17 protein-coding genes are annotated in these 18457 nt (G+C 65.0%); 14 read left to right on the top strand and 3 right to left on the bottom strand.

Going from position 1 to position 18457, the window contains the following annotated elements; translation table 11 throughout:
- The first annotated feature begins 46 nt into the window (after positions 1-46).
- The 7 genes from glf (at position 47) to CRO12_RS11250 (ending at position 10069) form a co-directional block, all read left to right on the top strand.
- Entirely contained in the window at positions 47-2278 is a 2232-nt protein-coding gene (gene glf, locus CRO12_RS11285) for a UDP-galactopyranose mutase (protein WP_097064319.1), read from the top strand.
- 71 nt (positions 2279-2349) lie between these two features.
- The gene (locus CRO12_RS11280; RefSeq protein ID WP_097064099.1) at positions 2350-2928 is read left to right on the top strand and encodes a DUF4142 domain-containing protein; all 579 of its coding nucleotides are present in this window, start codon (positions 2350-2352) and stop codon (positions 2926-2928) included.
- Between the two features lie 14 nt (positions 2929-2942).
- Positions 2943-4286 (top strand): L,D-transpeptidase scaffold domain-containing protein, encoded by a 1344-nt coding sequence (locus tag CRO12_RS11275; protein ID WP_097064098.1) that lies wholly within the window; start codon positions 2943-2945, stop codon positions 4284-4286.
- 118 nt (positions 4287-4404) lie between these two features.
- Positions 4405-6630 carry a beta-glucosidase family protein gene (locus CRO12_RS11270; protein WP_097064097.1) on the top strand — a complete coding sequence of 742 codons (2226 nt, stop codon included), beginning with the start codon at positions 4405-4407 and terminating at the stop codon, positions 6628-6630.
- 675 nt (positions 6631-7305) lie between these two features.
- Positions 7306-7950: a hypothetical protein gene (locus CRO12_RS11260; RefSeq protein WP_097064095.1), complete on the top strand. Its 645-nt coding sequence runs from the start codon at positions 7306-7308 to the stop codon at positions 7948-7950.
- Positions 7947-8882, top strand: a complete 936-nt coding sequence (locus tag CRO12_RS11255; RefSeq protein ID WP_097064094.1) for a DUF4238 domain-containing protein — start codon at positions 7947-7949, stop codon at positions 8880-8882. The genes CRO12_RS11260 and CRO12_RS11255 overlap by 4 nt, the downstream gene beginning before the upstream one ends.
- Positions 8879-10069, top strand: coding sequence for a HEPN domain-containing protein (locus CRO12_RS11250; protein WP_097064093.1), 1191 nt, complete (start codon positions 8879-8881; stop codon positions 10067-10069). The genes CRO12_RS11255 and CRO12_RS11250 overlap by 4 nt, the downstream gene beginning before the upstream one ends.
- 10 nt (positions 10070-10079) lie before the next feature.
- Here CRO12_RS11250 and CRO12_RS11245 read toward each other — a convergent pair whose 3' ends face one another.
- Positions 10080-10736, bottom strand: coding sequence for a hypothetical protein (locus CRO12_RS11245; RefSeq protein WP_245858409.1), 657 nt, complete (start codon positions 10734-10736; stop codon positions 10080-10082).
- A 452-nt stretch (positions 10737-11188) separates the two neighbouring features.
- Between CRO12_RS11245 and CRO12_RS11240 the strand changes: the two genes are divergently transcribed.
- The 4 genes from CRO12_RS11240 (at position 11189) to CRO12_RS11225 (ending at position 14037) form a co-directional block, all read left to right on the top strand.
- Positions 11189-11716: a hypothetical protein gene (locus tag CRO12_RS11240; RefSeq protein ID WP_245858407.1), complete on the top strand. Its 528-nt coding sequence runs from the start codon at positions 11189-11191 to the stop codon at positions 11714-11716.
- A gap of 62 nt (positions 11717-11778) precedes the next feature.
- The gene (locus CRO12_RS11235) at positions 11779-12612 is read left to right on the top strand and encodes a trypsin-like peptidase domain-containing protein (RefSeq protein WP_144033595.1); all 834 of its coding nucleotides are present in this window, start codon (positions 11779-11781) and stop codon (positions 12610-12612) included.
- 183 nt (positions 12613-12795) lie between these two features.
- On the top strand, positions 12796-13146 hold the full coding sequence (locus tag CRO12_RS11230; RefSeq protein ID WP_097064090.1) for a hypothetical protein: 351 nt from the start codon (positions 12796-12798) through the stop codon (positions 13144-13146).
- A 9-nt stretch (positions 13147-13155) separates the two neighbouring features.
- Positions 13156-14037 carry a hypothetical protein gene (locus CRO12_RS11225; protein ID WP_218838890.1) on the top strand — a complete coding sequence of 294 codons (882 nt, stop codon included), beginning with the start codon at positions 13156-13158 and terminating at the stop codon, positions 14035-14037.
- A gap of 9 nt (positions 14038-14046) precedes the next feature.
- On the opposite strand, the gene CRO12_RS11220 is transcribed toward CRO12_RS11225, so the two are convergent.
- Positions 14047-14766 (bottom strand): hypothetical protein, encoded by a 720-nt coding sequence (locus tag CRO12_RS11220; protein WP_097064089.1) that lies wholly within the window; start codon positions 14764-14766, stop codon positions 14047-14049.
- Positions 14767-14785: 19 nt separating this feature from the next.
- A complete protein-coding gene (locus CRO12_RS11215) occupies positions 14786-15901 on the bottom strand; it encodes a restriction endonuclease (protein WP_179640980.1) in 1116 nt (371 codons plus the stop codon).
- A gap of 112 nt (positions 15902-16013) precedes the next feature.
- On the opposite strand from CRO12_RS11215, the gene CRO12_RS11210 reads away from it, so the two are divergent.
- From CRO12_RS11210 to CRO12_RS11200, 3 genes are all read left to right on the top strand, one after another.
- Positions 16014-16553, top strand: a complete 540-nt coding sequence (locus tag CRO12_RS11210; protein ID WP_097064087.1) for a hypothetical protein — start codon at positions 16014-16016, stop codon at positions 16551-16553.
- Between the two features lie 222 nt (positions 16554-16775).
- Positions 16776-17969 carry a DUF932 domain-containing protein gene (locus tag CRO12_RS11205; RefSeq protein WP_097064086.1) on the top strand — a complete coding sequence of 398 codons (1194 nt, stop codon included), beginning with the start codon at positions 16776-16778 and terminating at the stop codon, positions 17967-17969.
- A gap of 232 nt (positions 17970-18201) precedes the next feature.
- Positions 18202-18426: a hypothetical protein gene (locus CRO12_RS11200; RefSeq protein ID WP_097064085.1), complete on the top strand. Its 225-nt coding sequence runs from the start codon at positions 18202-18204 to the stop codon at positions 18424-18426.
- Positions 18427-18457: the final 31 nt, after the last annotated feature.

The following is an 18457-nucleotide window of genomic DNA, read 5'->3' as shown; positions in this document are numbered from 1 at the left end:
CAGCCATCTGCGTTGGAATTTCGTGTTCCAGCGGCCGCAGCACCTGATGAGCCGCTTTGCGCGCACGGCAGACGTCGTGTACTGGGAGGAGCCAGTCCACGGCGCGCAGGGCCCCTCGCTCGGCACCCGCCGCTGCCCAAAGACCGGCGTCACCGTCGCCACTCCGACGCTTCCTGCCGGCCTTTCCGCGGACGCGGAAACCGCTGCGCTCCGATCGTTGCTCGACGGCTTACTCGACGTGCGACCGGTCGATCGCCTCGTTCGCTGGTACTACACGCCGATGATGCTCCCCCTTTCGGAGCACCGGGCGGCGAACGCGGTCGTGTACGATTGCATGGACGAGCTGGCGAACTTCAAGGGCGCGCCGGCGACGCTGCTGCCGCTGGAGCAGCGCCTGCTCGACCAGGCCGATCTGGTGTTCACCGGCGGCTACAGCCTGTTCGAGGCAAAGCGCGACCGACACCCGAGCGTCCACCCCTTTCCCTCCAGCGTCGATGTCGCGCATTTCGCGGCGGCGCGTGAGCCGGGGCGCGAACCGGACGACCAGCGGGCGATCCCGCGTCCGCGGCTCGGCTTCTACGGCGTGGTTGACGAGCGGATGGACCTGGCGCTGCTCGCCGCCGTGGCCGACCAGCGTCCGGACTGGTCGCTCGTGATCGTCGGGCCGGTCGTGAAGATCAGCGAGCACGACCTGCCCCGCCGCCACAACATCCACTATATCGGCGGACGCGACTACGCCGCCCTGCCCGACTATCTGCGCGGTTGGGACGTCGCTCTGATGCCGTTCGCGATCAACGACGCCACCCGCTTCATCAGCCCCACCAAGACGCCCGAGTACCTGGCCGCCGGCTGCCCGGTCGTTTCCACGCCCGTCACCGACGTGATCCGGCACTATGGTTCGGTCGCGGCGGTTCGGATCGCCGCGACGCCCGACGCCTTCGTCGCGGCGTGCGCGGAAGCGCTGACGCTGCGGGCATCGTCCGAATGGCGTGACGAAGTCGACGCGCTGCTCGCCCAGGGCAGCTGGGACAAGGTGCACGCCGAGATGGCTGCGCTGATCGGAAAGGTCATGGCCGCCCGACAACGCCCGCTAGCCGCCGCCGCGGCGGTCCCTTCGGTACATCGATCCAAGCGCTACGACGTCATGGTGGTGGGCGCGGGCTTCGCCGGCGCGGTGATGGCGGAGCGGCTGGCCGCCGACGCCGGCAAGCGGGTGCTGGTGGTCGACCGCCGCCCGCCCATCGCCGGGAACGCCTTCGACCGGCTGGACGACGCAGGCGTGCTGATCCACCAATATGGCCCGCACATCTTTCACACCAACTCGGCCGACGTGTTCGACTATCTGTCGCGATTTACGGAATGGCGGCCGTACGAGCACCGGGTGCTGGCGTCGGTTGATGGACGGCTGATGCCGATGCCGATCAACCGGACGACGCTAAACCTGCTCTACGGCCTCGACCTGCGGACGGAGGACGAGGCCGCCGCCTTTCTCGCCTCCCGTGCCGAGCCGGTGGAGGTGGTGCGAACCTCCGCCGACGTGGTGATCTCCGCGGTCGGCCGCGAGCTCTACGAGACCTTCTTCCAAGGCTACACGCGCAAGCAGTGGGGCATGGACCCGTCCGAGCTCGACAAGTCGGTCACCGCGCGGGTGCCGACCCGCACCAGCACGGACGATCGCTACTTCACCGACACCTACCAGGCGATGCCGGCCGAGGGTTACACCCGGATGTTCGAGCGGATGCTGGACCACCCCCACATCGATCTGCTGCTCGGCGTCGACTTCGCCGAGGTGCGGCACGCCTACGCACACGACCACCTGGTCTTCACCGGCCCGATCGACGAGTATTTCGGTCATCGCTACGGCAAGCTGCCGTACCGCTCGCTCCGCTTCCGTCACGAGACGTTCGCGCAGGAGCAGTACCAGCCGGTCGCCTTCGTCAACTATCCCGTTGAAGCGACGCCGCACACGCGTGTGACCGAGTACAAGCACCTGACCGGACAGCGGGCGCCTAACACCAGCGTCACCTTCGAGTACCCGAGCGCGGAGGGCGACCCCTATTATACGATCCCGCGGGCTGAGAACCAGGCGCTCTACAAGCGCTACGAGGCGTTGGCCCTGGCGGAGCGGGACGTCAGCTTCGTCGGTCGGCTCGCGACCTACCGCTACTATAATATGGATCAGGTCGTCGGCCAGGCGCTGGCGACCTATCGCCGGCTGGCGGCACGCTGGGCGCATGACGCCGGCGCTGTCCAGCTGCCGGACAGCGTGGCGGCGTGAGCGACGGGCGCGGAACAATCCAATGATGCCTGCGTAGAGCGGGCATCCAGCGATCAACGGGAGAGATACGGATGAAAGCCTTGCTGACCGCCATGGGAGCCGCCGTGCTGCTGATGGGCTGCACCCAGACCGAGGAGGATATTGCGCCGCCGCCGCCCGCCGCCGATCCGATGTCGCCGCTGAGCGCACCGGGCTTCGCCGCGATGGCCGGCAGCAGCGACCTGTTCGAGATCGAGTCGAGCCGCCTCGCACTTGAGCGTTCGCGCAACCCGGCGGTGCGCTCATTCGCGCAGATGATGATCGACCATCACACCCGCACGACGCAGGACATGATGGCGGCCGCGCAGCGTGCCGGCCTCAACCTGCCGCCGCCCACCCTTCTGCCGCCGCAGGCCGCCGCGCTGGAGCGGGTGCGCAGCGCCGGAATGAGCGACTTCGACGCGACCTACAAGCGCGAGCAGATCGCCGGGCACGAGCAGGCGCTGATGCTGCACCAGAACTACGCATCGGGCGGTGACCTGCCCGCGTTTCGCGACGTCGCGACGCGCACGGTGCCGATCATCCAGCAGCACCTGTCGCAGGCACAGGGGCTGCCCGATTATGCGCCGCCGCCCCCGCCCGCCCCGGTCCGTGCGGGCGAGCGCGGCTGATCGACGCCGCTGTCATGTCGATGCGTACAATGGCCACCCGCCGCTTGAGGCGGCGGGTGGTCGCTCCCTTCTTGGCCCTGCTGATCGTCGCGGGTTCCGGCGCAGCGGCGCAGGCGCCCGCGTCCGATCTCGGCGCCGCGATCCGCTCGGTCGGCGGACCGCGCAGCGTCACCGGCTTCTACCGCATCAACGCGCATCGTCCGCTCTGGATCAGCGACGGCGTCCTGTCGCCCGCGGCGGAGACGCTGCTCGCCCTGATCGAGACCGCCGATCTGGACGGGCTCGATCCCGATGACTACCGCCCGCGCGCCCTGCGCGCCGCAATCGACAGGGCACGAGACGGCTCGCCGCGCGATCTTGCCCGCGCCGAGCTGCAGCTCTCCGCCGCCTTCGTCGCCTACGCCCGCGATCTGCGCGAGGCGCCGGACGTCGGCATGATCTACGCCGACCAGCCGCTCCGCCCGCGCCCCGCCACCGCCACCGAACTGCTCGCCGCAGCGGCCGCTGCCCCGTCACTCGACACGCACCTGCGTGACTTCGCCTGGATGAACCCGGCGTACGGCGCGCTCCGCCGGTCCGCCGCGCTGAACGGCGACAGAATCGCGGCGGACGACGCGGCGTGGACGCTCGTCCGCCGCAACCTCGATCGGCTGAGGGCGCTGCCCGCCAACCCGGGGAAGCGCTTCGTCCTGGTCGATGCGGCCGCAGCGCGGCTGTGGATGTACGAGGACAACCGCGTGGTCGGGACCATGCGCGTCGTTGTCGGCAAACCGAGCGAGCCGACGCCGATGATGGCCGCGCTGATCCGCTACGCAAGCGTCAACCCTTACTGGAACGTGCCCCCCGATCTCGCCCGCAACCGCTACGCGCCGGAAGTGCTGGCGAAGGGCGTCGGCGTGCTTCGCGCCAAGCGGTTCCAGGCGCTCGCCGACTGGTCGGAGAACGCCGCCGCCGTGCCGCTCGAGAAGGTCGACTGGCGCGCCGTCGCGGACGGCCGCACCGAGCTCCGGCTGCGCCAGTTGCCCGGACCGGGCAACGGCATGGGTCGCGTCAAGTTCATGTTCCCTAACGAACTCGGCGTCTACCTGCACGACACGCCGGAGAAGGCGCTGCTGAAGGAGACCGACCGGCTGTTCTCGTCCGGCTGCGTCCGGCTGGAGGACGCGCCCCGGCTCGGCCGCTGGCTGTTCGGCCGGCCGCTGCCGACAGGCGGAGCGCCCGAGCGGCGGGTGGACCTGCCGACACCGGTGCCGGTCTACATCACCTATCTGACCGTCGCGGCCGAGCAGGACCGGCTGGTCTACCGCGACGACGTCTACGGCCGCGACGGCGGCGGTGCGCTGCTGGCGAGCCGCTGACCGCTTCCCCGGCGGGCATCTGCGGCTGCTGCGCGTCACGGGGCCGGTTGTGACAGCCGGCAAATCATGCTCGATAGCGCCCGACAGTCGCGGAGGGTCCGCGCGGGAGGGGATTGCTATGGCGAGAGGTTCCACGACGGCTCTGGTCGGCGCCGCGGCCGTGACGCTGCTGGCGAGCGCAGGCGCGTCGCAGGAGGGGGGGACGCGACCATCGGCAGCCCGGGCGCGGGCCGACCGGATCGTCGCGCAGATGACGCTCGATGAGAAGATCGCGCTGGTCCACGGCCTGTTCCCGCCGATGGCCGCGGGCAAGACGCGCGAAGAGCTGATCCCGTCCGCCGGCCACATCGACGGCCTTCCCCGGCTCGGCATCCCGATCGTGCGGGAGAGCGACGCCTCGCTCGGCGTCGCCAACCAGGTCGAGCAGCGCAAGGGCGATGTCGCGACCGCGCTTCCCTCCAGCCTCGCCACCGCTGCTTCCTTCGATCCGGCGACCGCGCGGGCGGGCGGCGCGATGATCGGGGCGGAGGCGCGCGCCAAGCGCTTCAACGTCCTCCTCGCCGGCGGCGTCAACCTGACGCGCGATCCGTGGAACGGCCGCAATTTCGAGTATCTGGGCGAGGATCCGCTGCTCGCCGGCGAGATGGCGGGTGCGCACATCGCGGGTGTTCAGTCGAACCGCATCGTCTCCACGGTCAAGCACTTCGCGCTCAACGCGCAGGAAACCGGCCGCATGGTCGCCGACGCCCGGATCGGCGAGGCGGCGCTCAGGATGAGCGACCTGCTCGCCTTCCAGATCGCGATCGAGAAAGGGCGCCCCGGCTCTGTCATGTGCGCCTACAACAAGGTGAACGGCGACTGGGCCTGCGAGAACGACTTCCTGCTGAACAAGGTGCTGAAGCGCGACTGGGGCTATCCCGGCTGGGTGATGAGCGACTGGGGCGGCGTGCACTCGACCGCCAAGGCGGTGACCGCAGGGCTCGACCAGCAGTCCGGGCAGGAGCTCGACCGCGCGCTCTACCTCGGCGCGCCGTTGAAGGATGCCGTGCAGAAGGGGCAGGTGCCGGTCGGCCGCCTAGACGACATGGTCGCGCGCTACCTGACCGGGCTGATCGAGACCGGCGCATACGACGCGCCCCCGCCCGCCGCCGCCCAGCCGATCAACTACGGGCGCAACGCCGACGTCGCGCAGGCGGCGGCGGAGGCGGGGATCGTGCTTCTGAAGAACGAGAACGGCGTGCTCCCGATCGCGCGCACCGCCCGCCGCATCGTGGTGATCGGCGGAAACGCCGACGTCGGCGTGCTGTCGGGCGGCGGATCGAGCCAGGTCCGCTCGGTCGGCGGCGCGCCGGTCGAGATCCCGCTCGCCTACGGCGGGTCGGCCAGCTTCGCACGCATCACCTATCACGCCTCCTCGCCGCTCGCGGCGCTCCGCCGGGCGCTGCCGGACGCGCGGATCGACTATCTCGACGGACGCAACCTCTCCGCCACGCTCGCAGCGGCCAGCCAAGCCGACCTCGCGATCATCTTCGCGACGCAGTGGACGACCGAGGCCGACGACGTTCCTAACCTGCGCCTGCCCGACCACCAGGACGCGCTGATCGCGGCGGTGGCAGGCGTGCAGCCTCGGACGGTGGCAGTGCTGGAAACCGGCGGCCCGGTCCTCATGCCGTGGATCGACAAGGTGCCCGCGGTCGTGCAGGCCTGGTACCCGGGCCAGCGCGGCGGCGAGGCGATCGCGAACATCCTGTCGGGCCGGGTAAACCCGTCCGGCCGTCTGCCGATCACCTATCCCGCCGACGAGAAGCAGCCGGTCCGCCCCCTTCCCATCGGGCTCAACCGCGTCGCGGCGAGCGACCCGGCGGTCTACGGCATCGTTCAAGCCGAGAGCTTCCCGATCGACTATGTCGAGGGCGCGGACGTCGGCTACCGCTGGTACGAGCGAAAGCGGCTGAAGCCGCTGTTCCCGTTCGGGCACGGGCTCAGCTACACCAGCTTCCGCTACGCCGCGCCTGTCGTGACCGGCGGGCGGACGCTGACCGTCACGCTCGACGTCATCAACACCGGCGAGCGCGCCGGCGCCGATGTGCCGCAGGTCTATGTCGCGCGCGAGGGATCAACCGCCCCGATGCGGCTTGCCGCCTTTCGCCGGGTCGAGCTGAAGCCTGGCGAGACCAAGCGGGTGACCCTCACCGCCGAGCCGCGCGTGATCGCCGATTATGACACCCGCCTGCCCGGCTGGCGGATCGCGGCCGGACGCTACCGGGTGGCCGTGGGCCGCGACGCGACCGATCGGTCGCTGGTGTCGACGGTGACGATGGCGGCCGCGACGATGAAGCCTTGAGCCTTGCTAGGCGGCGGCCTTCAGCCGCCGAGTGACACGGGTGAGAGCGCCCCACGCTCTCGCGCAACTCGCTCGCGGCGGCCTTCAGCCGCCGAGTGACACGGGTGAGAGCGCCCCGCGCTCTCACTAATCCGTGTCACTCCCACTCGATTGTCTCAACGACCACTAAGTCGTTGTCTTTGCTGTAAATTCTGGGCATTTCGCGGCCTCATCCCGCCGACCGGTCTGTCAAAAAGTTACGCTGTTGAAATTGAAGGATTTTTTCGCACGAAATTTTTTTCGTTGGCTTCGCCATCTATCGCCACCGATCGGCTCATTCACTCACCACGGAGGGCCTCACATCGTGCCCCCGCATCAATAGGAAGATACCGTCGGCAACGCAATTTCGAACCTGCAAATGGCGGAAAATAGGCTCGAACGCTGGCGTGCCGGGACGCTGACTGTCGCCTTCACGAAGACACATCGTCGCTAGGCTTGGCCTTGTCTCGACCGGCGAAAAACGACATATAGGGAACATGGCGACGACCGCGAAAAAGAAGACTCGGACGCGCCGGTCTGCACCGGCTGAGAAGGCGTTCACGTACCGGGGGATCAAGATCCTCCCGGCGACGGGTCGTCGCTCGCCGCTCGCCCAAGCTATCCGCGACGGCTTGCGCGATATGTCAGAACAGTCGCGTGGCGACCACCTCCAGGCGTAAGCCTCCCGCCTCCAAGTCGGTCTTCATCAATTGCCCGTTTGACGACGGGTTCATCCCGATCCTGCGCGCGATGGTTTTCGCCATCATCGCGGCGGGCTACCACCCTCGCTGCGCGCTGGACGCCACCGATGGGGCAGAGGTCCGTGTCGGCAAGATCGCTCAGATGCTCGGTGAGTGTGACTGGGGTATCCACGACTTGTCGCGGGTCGAGGTCGAGGATGGAGGCCTTCCCCGCTTCAATATGCCGATGGAGCTCGGCCTCCATCTGGGCGCCCGGATCTTCGGCGAGAGGCGCCACAAACGGAAGCGAGCCCTCATTCTAGACGCCGATCGTCATCGCTATGATCAGGCGCTCTCTGACATCAGCGGTCAGGATATCGAGTCCCATCGTGGCGATCCCGACGAAGCCATCCGCTGCGTAAGGAACTGGCTGTCCGAGCATCGCCCTCGGAATGCCGACCCTCTGCCGGGGGCGGTCGCTCTTCAAGCCGACTATCGTCAGTTTCAGGCCGAGATTGGTGCGCTGATGGCGCCACGACGCCTCGATGCCGACGATCTCACCCACAGCGATTTTCTCTTTGCGGTGCGCGACTGGCTCAAAGAGCGGGGGGCTGACGCATGAACTCGTCGAACCCTCCGGTGAAGCATCACTACATTCCCAAGTTCCTGCTGGCTCAATGGGCCCTGAACGAGGGAAAGCTGTGGCGCTATCTGCAGCCGATTCCTGGCAAGATGGTCACAAAGCCCGTGGCCCCAGCGGAGATCGGGTACGAGGAACACCTCTATGCCACCCCGGGTTTGCCGCCCGAGCAGACTCAACAGATCGAGCAGCTTTTCATGTCGCCGCTCGACTCGCTTGCGGCAGACGCGCACCAGCTCCTCCTGGCAGGCAAAGTGCAGAACATGCCACAGCGCGAACGAAGCGCGTGGAGCCGGTTCATCATGTCCCAATGGTTCCGCACGCCTGACTCACTCCGATACTTCAAAGAGGCCATGCGGCTTGCGCTCACCGTCAGGGACGACGCGCTGAACGCGCGGTATGCGGAGCTCAAGCAGGAAGGCTATCCCGAGAGCCTTGAGGCGATCGTCGAGATGATGGGGCCGGAGTTTGTCGAGCAGACGGCCATGGGCTTGCTCCGAAAGATGAGCGACGATCCCAAGAACGGCCTGCGGCTCAATAACATGGTCTGGGCTGTGATCGAGACCAGCGGAGGCCGGGAGTTCCTGATCTCCGACGCCGCTCTTCACCAAGGGAACTCAGGTATCTTCTCTGCCCAAGGCTATGCCACGCTGCCGATCGCGCCACGGAAGCTGTTCGTTGCCGCCTCTAGCCCTACTACCGTCCAGCAGATCAGGGCGCTTGCACGGAACGACCTCGTGAGCCGCAACAATCGAGCCGTCGTGCGCCGTGCTTCGATCTTCGTTGGCGCGACGGATCTGTCCCAGACGCCCTGGATCGAGAAAAACTTCGGCCAGGAAGAGAATGACACGCTCATTAAGGGCCTCGTGGAAAAATATCGGACGACCTTTGCTGAAACTGGAGCGAGCGCGTGAGCGATGCGCTGGCGGACCATGCGAGAGCCATTGAAGTGCTCGATGGCGTCGCAGCCGAACTCGCTGACATCCATCGGGCCAAGGAATATTCGCAGTGGCGCCCATGGGCGGCCGGACAGGCCGACAGTGCCTTGGCGGGCGCGACGCCCTTTGCCGACTTCGCGAACGCTTGGATCTTCACCGGCGATGGCGGTGGTGTGGTCGCTACCGGTCGGTTTGGCAGCTGGGCGATAGATCGCCTCGTCGAAAAGATGGCGCCCGCAGCGATCATCAAGCTCTTCGAGGAAGAAACCTCCCGCAACGTGGCGCGCTACGACGAAGTGTCTCCGGTGCTTGGCGTCCAGATCACAAAAGAGTGCGATCTTGGCGAGGGCATCCGGCTCGCACCACCTCCAGAGATAATCTTCGATGTGACACAGCTCTGGCGACATTCGATGGTGCCACTTCCGACAGGGACGTGCGCCCTGATCCAGACCTATGCCGTCACTCCAGCATTTGAGCGGCGCTCGCCGGAGGCGACTGGACCGATCGGATCAAGCCAGACATTGCCGGCCGCCGAAGCTCGACAGTCTGTTCGTGAGCGAACGAGGCTCGCTTGTCTTCTCGCTGGTGCCGGTGCCGTCGAACTACCCCTGTCCATTCTTCAGCCCGACCGCCGCAATCTGCTTGCGGCCGGTGACGGCAATCAGTCCGGCCGGCCGTTCTCGCCCTTCCCATTCACCGCTCAGGAACTCGATGCAGACCTGATCGCAACGCTATATGATCAGCTCGGTCGGTTCGCGGGCATCGGCTCTCTTGCTCGCGCGATCGACCGCTTGGGCCGCTCCCGCCTAGCGATCAACCCGGTCGACCGCTCCCTCGATCTTGGAATGTCTGCCGAGATCGCGCTGATGCACGACCATGGTTCGAGCAATACCGAGATCGGCTACAAGATCGGCTCGCGCGCCGCGTGGCTGCTCGGGACCGATGCGAACGAGCGCGCCACGATCTTCAACGATATCAAGAAGCTCTACGACGCGAGGTCGAAGGCGGTCCACACCGGCGAACTGTCAGCCAAATCACAGATCGATCTCGATGCTGCGGACGCTCTCGTGACCCGCGCTCTTGTCGCCATCCTCGGCCGCGGCTCCTTTCCCGATTGGACCCGGCTGGTTCTCGGCGGGGGAACGGCAGCAACGAAGGAATGATCGCCGGCCCTCAGGCAGCCTTCGGCAGGATCGTCCAGCCCCTTTCGCCCTCTCTCTCGAACGCCGCGCGCAATTCGGCGAGGCCGGCCTGCGAAGGATCGGTGTCGACGATGAACGTCGCGCCGAACAACGATATCTCAACAAGCGGAAGCGCATCGCCGGGCCGCACCATCGGTGCGCTTACATGCTGCGCAACGCCTTGTCGGCCCGTCACCATCAAGATGTCAAAGTCACCTATCCCCTTGCGAACAAAAGCCCGCACCGCGTCAAACTTTGCAGCTCGCGCTTCGGTCAGCCCCCAGTAGATCGCGACCGAACCCAACGCGACTTTTAGGAGCGCACGGGCCAGCTTGGGTTCCCGGCCCATTTCCTGCGTAAAGCTGATCGTCGCTTGCAGGCCTTTTTCGGGAGTCTCGAACTCGACCTTTGTGATACCGTTCGCCGCGCTCGCGGCAGGCAGGGGGCGGCCATTCGACTCCACGACCTGCGGCCCCGCATTCAGATGAACTTCCGGCTTGCCGTCGACATACCGCCCTTTGATCGGCGCCCACATATTGATCGCCGGCGTCTTCCCTTTTTTGCGCCTGACGCCGTGCATGAACGCGATGATCTCGAATTGCCGTATCAACGCCTGATCGACGTGGCCGAGGCCATTGTTGCAGGCCATGCAGACACCCACTGGGAGGACCAAATGCGGCGGACAGCCAAGTGCGTCGGGAAGAACGTGCTCCTCGCTCCCCTTACGGATAGGCTTCAAACACCATATGCAGTGCTCAGGTTGCTCGCTCACCCGCCTTTGATACCACATCTAGGATCGAAGGACTACATCGTCATCGCGCGAGCGATCGAAATGTGATCGACCAGCGCGGTTGCTCCATCTCGGCGATGCTGTGCTCTCATCCACGCCAAACCTGGCTTTTCTGTGCTGTGGGCGCTCAGGCCTTTCGGACGTGGATCTGATCAATTTGGCGGCGATGACGTTGTCAGCGACATGGCGCGCAAACAAAAGCTCAAGGTCTTTTGCACCCCGATCGGCTTCCACGATGCCTATGTAGCGGCTCCGAGCCAGAAAGCTGCCTTGAAGGCTTGGGGTGCCGACGCTGACCTCTTCCCCGCGGGGTGGCCGAAGCCGTCACCGATGAAGAACTTACGCGCGAGCCACTGAAGAATCCTAGAAAGGTGATCCGCCGACCGCGGGGCAGCTCGGCCGAACATCTGGCGGCGCTAGCTGCCGACCAGCCAAAACCGAAGCGGCGCACGCCGGCACCCGAGGAAGACGAGGGGCCGGCTCCGCGAAAGGGGCGTTCGATGGCCACTGTCGCAGGCCCCTCCCGTCGCAGCGCGTCTACGAAAGGCGAACCCGAGCCTCCTGCGTTCGCGCGAACGAGAAAAGCGGATGGCAAGCCGAAGGCTCAACCCACGCCGAAACCAAAGCGGCGGCCGTCTCGGGTAAGGCTCGACGCGGCCGAACAAGCCGTAAAAGCAGCTCAGGCGGCCCACGATGAGGCGACCGCCGACATTCGGCGCCGGCAACAGGAACTTCAGGCCGAAAGCAGAGCGCTTGACGAGCGACACGACGCGCAGATGGAAAAACTCTCCGCCAAGGTCGAGAAGGAGCGTGATCGCTACCGCAACGCGCTGCAATGATCGTGCGGTATCCGCCTTGGAGTTAAACTGTGACCGGACCCCAGAAGACTACACTCCCGACCGTGGCGTCGCTCGCACAGGCCGATGACCCGGACATCCGCGAAAGAGTGCGCGCTCTGATGATCTCCGCATCCGACCAGGCGGAAGCGACGTTTCGAACCGCCGTCAGGCCGATTTACGGCGTCGCAGAGAACGGCACCCCCGATCAGCTCGGCTCTGCTGTGCTTGTCGATATCGACGGGACGCGCTGCCTCATGACCGCAGCGCATGTCATCGACGCCAACGAGAAAACCACCCTCTACGTGGGGGGCGACACGACCCTGGTCGAGATCAATGCCGAGTTCGATGCTACCGTCGCGCCCGAGAGCGGGCGCCGCGACGACCACTATGACTTCGCGATCGCGCCGCTACCAGAAACGATGCTCTCAGAGATGTCGACGCTGAAGTTCGTTACTGGGCAGGAGATGGCGCCAACGTCGTTAGGCCGCGACAAACTCCTCTACACGGCGCTCGGCTTCCCCAATTCGAAAAACAAGGCGGCACTGGCTGGCGCGCTCAAGGTTAGGGGCCAACTCTATTCCTATTCGAGCTTTGCCCGGTTCCAGCCTGCCCTGGCCCTCTCGCTCGACGTCTCCGGAGACGAACACGTCTTCATCGATCACCGCAAGCACGGTCGCGACGAGACCGGGCGCAAAGTGTTGAGTATCGCGCCACGCGGGCTAAGCGGCGGCGCTATCATTCAGGCCGCAGACTTCGGCGATCGTGAGGTGCTGCTAGGGCGCAAACCTCCCGAGCCCAAACTCGCGGCAATCACCATCGAGCTCTATAAGAGTCACCAGACACTGCTCGGCACGCGCGTCGACGCGATGCTGCCCGCGTGGCGGGCAGCGCAATAGAATCGAGACAACCCGGCTCCGCTCATTACGACGCTGACAGGCAAAACCGGGCACAAGACTCTCTTTCATGACAGCCGGTTGAACGGTAGAAATGCAGCCGCGTAACGACGTATTGCACGGGCGTTCTTGCGCCACATCGGTCATACGATTGCCTAAAACTCGAGGAGCAGGGGGTAACCGCGCGTGCGCGTCGATCGGTCAGAGTTTCAGAGCTATGGTGTGTATTTAAAGGACAAGTCTCGGCCTCCCAGCCGCGGCGGAAACACCGGTGCCTGGCATCAGCACGTCATCACCATTGACGGCGAGAAATACTCGTTCCTCGCCACCTGGTCCGGCAAATTCGTCTACAAGGGCGAGACAGTCAGCTTCGACTGGAACTGGGACGAAAGCGGCAAGTACCGCAACGTCGACGTAGCGAGCTTCGTCGCTTGGTCGAAAGCGGGGGACGAGATCATCCGCGGCGATCGGGGCAGCAAGAAATGGCGCACCGCGGACAACAGGCTGCCCGCCCGGCGCAGCGAATGGAAGGATTGAGGGTCTAGGATGACGGGGGATACGGCCGAGGTGGCGACGCAGAACGATCTGGCCCCCGCCGCCCTGCCGGCGGCGGACACGCCCGCTGAGGCCAAGAAAAGGAAACCCAAGACCGCTCCCAACCCGAAGCGGCAGAAGGAGGCGCGTCAGCGCCTCGACAGCCTCTTCTCCGACCGCTCGAACGTGTGGGTCATCCATTATTCCTGCGAGAGCTTCTACGATCGGCCAAACGGGGCCTCACCGCGCATCACGTCGCTCGCGGTCCGCAGCCTCGATAGCGCGCAGACCCACTCCTTCTCCATCCATCAGGTCGCCGAACGGTTGAAAGTCCCATTCGCCGAAATCGAGGCGCGCTACGACGAGCTCGAGCGGCAGATGCTCGATGCCTATTATCAGCACCTCGGCGCCCATCGCGGCATGAAATACCTTCATTGGAACATGCGCGACATCAACTATGGCTTCGCCGCCATCGATCACCGCTATCAGGTGCTCGGCGGCACGCCCGTGCTGGTCGACGATGCCAGGAAGTTCGATCTCTCCCGCATCCTCATCGACATATATGGCGTCGCCTATATCGGCCACTCACGGCTCGAAAAGCTGATCGAGAAGAACGAGATTCAGCCGCGCGACATGATGACCGGAGCCGAGGAAGCCCAGGCTTTCATCGACGGCAATTATGTCGGGCTCCACCAGTCGACGCTGCGCAAGGTCGATGTCCTCGCCAACATCGCCGAGCGGGCCCAGAACAAGCACCTCCTGACCAACACCACATGGTGGGAAATGCACGGGGGAAACCTGCGGACCGCCCTCGATTGGGTCGCCGACAACAAGGTGATCGCGCTCGTGATCGCTGTCATCGGTCTCGTACTCGCGATTTACGCCATTGCCTGACGCCGCAGGTCAGCTGCTCGCGGCTGACAGGTCGAGATACAACCGCTCGGGCATGTCCCGCCAGAAGTCGCGGATTGCGTCCGCAAACTGGCCAAACTGCTCATCCGTCACGGTCAGCCATTCATGGTCGAGACCGAAGGCCATGCCCTCCGGCATCCATTGACGGATCGGGTCGCGGACGTACTCCCCGTAAAGTTCGGCAAGCTGGTTAAGGCTGCGACCCTTACCATGCTTGTAGACGTTCACGACCAACTGCATCGCATCGATTTTCGCGTGGCAAGGCAGCGCTTTTACGGGCCAGCCGAATTGTTCGAAGACGTCCATGACGTCGGCCACCGGCGCCTTCCAGATCTCTTTCTCGATCTTGTCGCCATCAAAGTCGTGCCGAAGCTCGTGCTCGAGATGCTCGCGCACGGTCTTGTCCCATTGGTGAAACATCCCCGCGAGACCGCCCAGCAGCATCTGCTTACGCAGGTCCGCCAGGGCCTGATAATGCGCGATCCCCTCATCATAGGCGGCTTCCGCGATGTCGGCCATATCGACGTCGCCATAGCCTGGGGCCCGGCCCATCCGCTCATAGGCCTCTTCGGTGTGACGGTCGGCCTGTCCTTCGAGGTCGTCAAACTGCGACAGAATACGCGACTGCATCTGTTCGACGTAGAATTCGTGAAGCGCGATGTGACGTGCCCGCGCCTCACGCCAAAGGTAAAGCTGAGCACGCCGCGTCATCGTCCCTCCGTTTTGCTGCCTATCGCCCTATCTCAAGTAGATGTGCGTCAAGCAACGTCTCCATCGTCTCGCCCGGCGGCTGCGCTTTGTCCTTCTTGTCGAGAAGCTCGCCTAGCTGGTCTCGGGTGAGGTCCAGCATCAGTTTACCGACATCGCGTAACGCGCCCTGAGAGGCCCGTTTTGCCGCGTCCTCGAAGCCGTGCGGCGAGATAATAATTGCCACCCCGCGTAGCGCCTTGGGATAGAGATATTTCTCCGTGATATGGATCAGGTTCGCCCCAACCGGATCCCCATAGTTCTTGAACTCAAACAGAATGTGCCGGCTGCCAAAATGCTCGATCAGCGTCCGGCAGAAAACGTCGCTGCCTTGGATCTTGGCGATCGCGTCGAAGCGGTTATCGTCACCGGCAACCGGCTTCTGTGTGTCCCAATTACCGAGCACGCCATCGAACACGTATTGCAGCGCTTCGTAGCAGACATCTTCGAACAACCGCCAGTTCGCACCCTTGCGCCCCGATTTGAGCGTCTGCGTATGCGTCTTGCCGGTTTCGATTTCGAACAGCTCGCTTTTCAGCTCCGCGCCGCGCGTCGACACGACGGGGACCGACGTCGGCGCCGCCGCCGTCATGTGGAGAACGCTTGGGTCGAAAGGCACACTCGGCGCAGAAAGGCCGGCGCTATCGAAGTCGCGGAGCGCTGAAGACAGCTCTTCGTCCATCAGGCCGATCCGCTCGCGTAACTCAGGGTCGGTAGCCAGTATCGCCAGATCGTCGATACCAACCAGGACGACGTCATTGTTAAGCGTTGCCGTGGGCGAAAGCCGGTCGCGATAAAGGTTGGTCACGATCATGGCATGATCGGCCTTGAAGGCTGCCTGCGCGCTCAAAACCTGCGCGATCGCCTGATCCGCATCCGGCAGATACCTCGCCCGGCTGCGATAGAGCTTCACCTCAACGACGGTCGTCACGTCGCCTTCCCAGGTCAGCAGGAGATCGACGCGCTGTTTCGATCCCTTGGTGGGAAATCGAACCTCACCCTCAACCTTGAAATTATGAGCGCGAAAGACTTCCGCGACCAGATCTTCAAACCGGTGGTTGCGACTGCGCTCCCGGTCTCGCCGTTCACTCTCCGTCATGCTCACTCGGTTCCGATCTGAGGCATTGTCCGAATCGGCGACTTCGTCAGCCGGCCATTCGCTGCCCCGCAATATGGCGAGGCTCGCGGTCGCTGCGCTAGACATAAGTCCGATGACGAACGAATCTGATCAGCAATCCGACCCTAAACCCAGTCCGAGCGAGCAATGGCTCGCAGCGCGGGCGCCAGGGTTTCAGCATCTGCCCGATCTAGATCGGCGCGCCATCTACGACTTCGCCTTTCTCTGGAGCCTCTTCGAGGCACGATTGCAAGGTGGCTTCGCGCGGTCGAACACCATCCGCGACATGGTCGATGGCTGGCGTGACGCCAACACGCTCGACATCGCCGCTCATGCCGATGACATCGCCTATTTCCGCCAGCGCTACTTCGCCAATGGCGAACTAACGGGCCATTACCCCTATCTCAACCTGCGCCCCGGCGATCACCCGGCCATCGTCCAGTCCGTGCTCGATGGAAGCAGCGAGGCGCCGCGCGACCAAATGCTGGCGTTGCTCATGATCGTCTGGCGACTGCGGAACAACCTCTTCCACGGCGCCAAGTGGGCCTACGCCCTCCAAGATCAGCTCGACAATTTCACGCATGCGAACGCAGTGCTGATGCGCCTGCTCGACCAGCATGGCGGCCTCCACTGACCTTTCGCACCATCTGCTTCTCGCCGATCCGCCAATACACTTCTCCGGCTTTAGGCCTTTGAAGGGAAGGCCTTCCCCTGCGCCCGAGCCCCACCGGTCTCGTGCGACCCCATCTGCGGGGAGACCCCGCAACGCCCCCAGAGTGAGAGGGCGAAACGACCTGCCGTGACGGGTTGAGGTTGGGAGAGAGGCTCCCGGCGCCCGTCGCGAAGGACCCTTCCCATGGCCACCAATCTTCTCGACGCTCGCCGCGATACCAGCGGCGGCTATAAGGTCGATGTCTCGCGCGGCGAACGCGATGGCCGCGTCTCGTCCGAATGGTTCTCCCGTCCCGACGATGAGCGCTACCTCTCCCTCGAGGCGCTCGGCCGCGCCGTGCGGAGCCGCTCTGAGCGCAGCCGCACCCGCGTCCTCGAAACCGCCGCCATCCGGGTTGAAGCTGATCGCGACAGCGCCGAACGCCTCGCCCTCATCTTGCCCGGCGCCGATCGTCCCGTTGCGCCGACCCACTGGAGTTTCGGCCAGCTCGCCGGCCTGGTCGGAGCACCCGCCGCCTATCTTCGCCAGCTCCCCGCCGCGCTCGCCCGCATCAACCTGCAATATGGCCTGACAACGCACCGCGCCGAACAGGTCAAGACGCTCGAAACGGAGGAAGGCCGGCTAGAGCTGCGCGCCGTTACCGGCCCCGATTATGGCCGCATCTTCGATCATGAGCTGGTCGAGGCCGTCCAGCGCATCGCCGGCAACGGCACCGGTGACACGCGCTGGAAAGTGCCCGGCGTGCTGGACTGGTCAACCGGAATCTATAACCCGCGCGTCGACATCACGAAGGACACGACCACGCTCTACGCCTCCGATCGCGACGTCTTCCTGTTTCTGGTCGACGACCTCAATCCGATCGAGGCGGGCCGCCTGCCCGATGGCTCGCCAGACCTCTACTTCCGCGGCTTCTACTGCTGGAACTCGGAGGTCGGAGCGAAAACCCTCGGCATGGCGAGCTTCTACCTCCGCGCCGTCTGCCAGAACCGCAATCTCTGGGGCGTCGAAAACTTCGAGGAAATCTCGATCCGCCATTCCAAATATGCAGCGTCGCGCTTCGCCCACGAGGCGGCACCGGCGCTGCTGAACTTTGCCAACTCCTCGCCGCTCCCCTTCGTCAACGGCATCCGTACCGCCCGTGAGCGCATCGTTGCCCGCACCGACGAAGAACGCGGCGACTTCCTGCGCCGGCGCGGCTTCTCCAAGGCCGAAACCAGCCGCATCATCGAGACCGTCCTCGCCGAAGAGGGCCGCCCGCCCGAGAGCGTGTTCGATTTCGTCCAGGGCATCACCGCGATCGCCCGCGACAAGACCAATCAGGATGCCCGGCTCGATCTTGAAGGGAAAGCGAAGCGCCTCCTCGATCGTGCCGCCTGAAAGGCAGAGAGCCGGAATTACGCCTTTGCGTATTTCCGGCTTTACGCCGCGCCCTTGAACGGGCGCCGCGTCGGCCTATGTCCCATGAGCTTCGCATGGCGGCGTTTTACGACCGCCAACCCCGATCCGGATCGGGGTCCCGCGCTCCAGATCGGAGTTAGCCGGCGCAGCCCCTTGGGGGGCGCGTCGCTCTCCGAGGGTGGGTTCAAACCCATTGGAGAATGCGATTACCATGACGAAGAAGCACTACATAGAAGAAGAGGAGGTGCTCGCGCAGCGCCTCTACACGGAGGCCTTGGCCAGCGGGACGCTCAAGGCGGCCCCTGGGCTGTTCGCGGCGAAGATCGGCAACGGCCCAATCATCTCGAAAAGTCGGGAGGTGACATGGCGCGACTATCTCCGGGATGCGCGGAAAATCCTCGCGCGGCCCCGGCCCGGCGGTCCCCGCCGCCGCTAGAGAGTTAGGGGAATGAGGGGGTCTTCGTGAC

Source organism: Sphingomonas guangdongensis, assembly GCF_900199185.1.
Taxonomy (GTDB): domain Bacteria; phylum Pseudomonadota; class Alphaproteobacteria; order Sphingomonadales; family Sphingomonadaceae; genus Sphingomonas; species Sphingomonas guangdongensis.
Note: the sequence above shows the minus strand (reverse complement) of the source record. Positions and strands in the feature narration are given on the sequence as shown.

Bases quoted from the DNA above. Each gene is read 5' to 3' on its own strand.
- CRO12_RS11275 (WP_097064098.1), top strand. From the start codon at position 2,943: ATGTCGATGCGTACAATGGCCACCCGCCGCTTGAGGCGGCGGGTGGTC.
- CRO12_RS11220 (WP_097064089.1), bottom strand. From the start codon at position 14,766: ATGACGCGGCGTGCTCAGCTTTACCTTTGGCGTGAGGCGCGGGCACGT.
- CRO12_RS11200 (WP_097064085.1), top strand. From the start codon at position 18,202: ATGACGAAGAAGCACTACATAGAAGAAGAGGAGGTGCTCGCGCAGCGC.
- CRO12_RS11210 (WP_097064087.1), top strand. From the start codon at position 16,014: ATGACGAACGAATCTGATCAGCAATCCGACCCTAAACCCAGTCCGAGC.
- CRO12_RS11205 (WP_097064086.1), top strand. From the start codon at position 16,776: ATGGCCACCAATCTTCTCGACGCTCGCCGCGATACCAGCGGCGGCTAT.
- CRO12_RS11245 (WP_245858409.1), bottom strand. From the start codon at position 10,736: ATGGCCTGCAACAATGGCCTCGGCCACGTCGATCAGGCGTTGATACGG.
- CRO12_RS11225 (WP_218838890.1), top strand. From the start codon at position 13,156: ATGACGGGGGATACGGCCGAGGTGGCGACGCAGAACGATCTGGCCCCC.
- CRO12_RS11255 (WP_097064094.1), top strand. From the start codon at position 7,947: ATGAACTCGTCGAACCCTCCGGTGAAGCATCACTACATTCCCAAGTTC.
- CRO12_RS11270 (WP_097064097.1), top strand. From the start codon at position 4,405: ATGGCGAGAGGTTCCACGACGGCTCTGGTCGGCGCCGCGGCCGTGACG.
- CRO12_RS11280 (WP_097064099.1), top strand. From the start codon at position 2,350: ATGAAAGCCTTGCTGACCGCCATGGGAGCCGCCGTGCTGCTGATGGGC.
- glf (WP_097064319.1), top strand. From the start codon at position 47: ATGAGCCGCTTTGCGCGCACGGCAGACGTCGTGTACTGGGAGGAGCCA.
- CRO12_RS11215 (WP_179640980.1), bottom strand. From the start codon at position 15,901: ATGACGGAGAGTGAACGGCGAGACCGGGAGCGCAGTCGCAACCACCGG.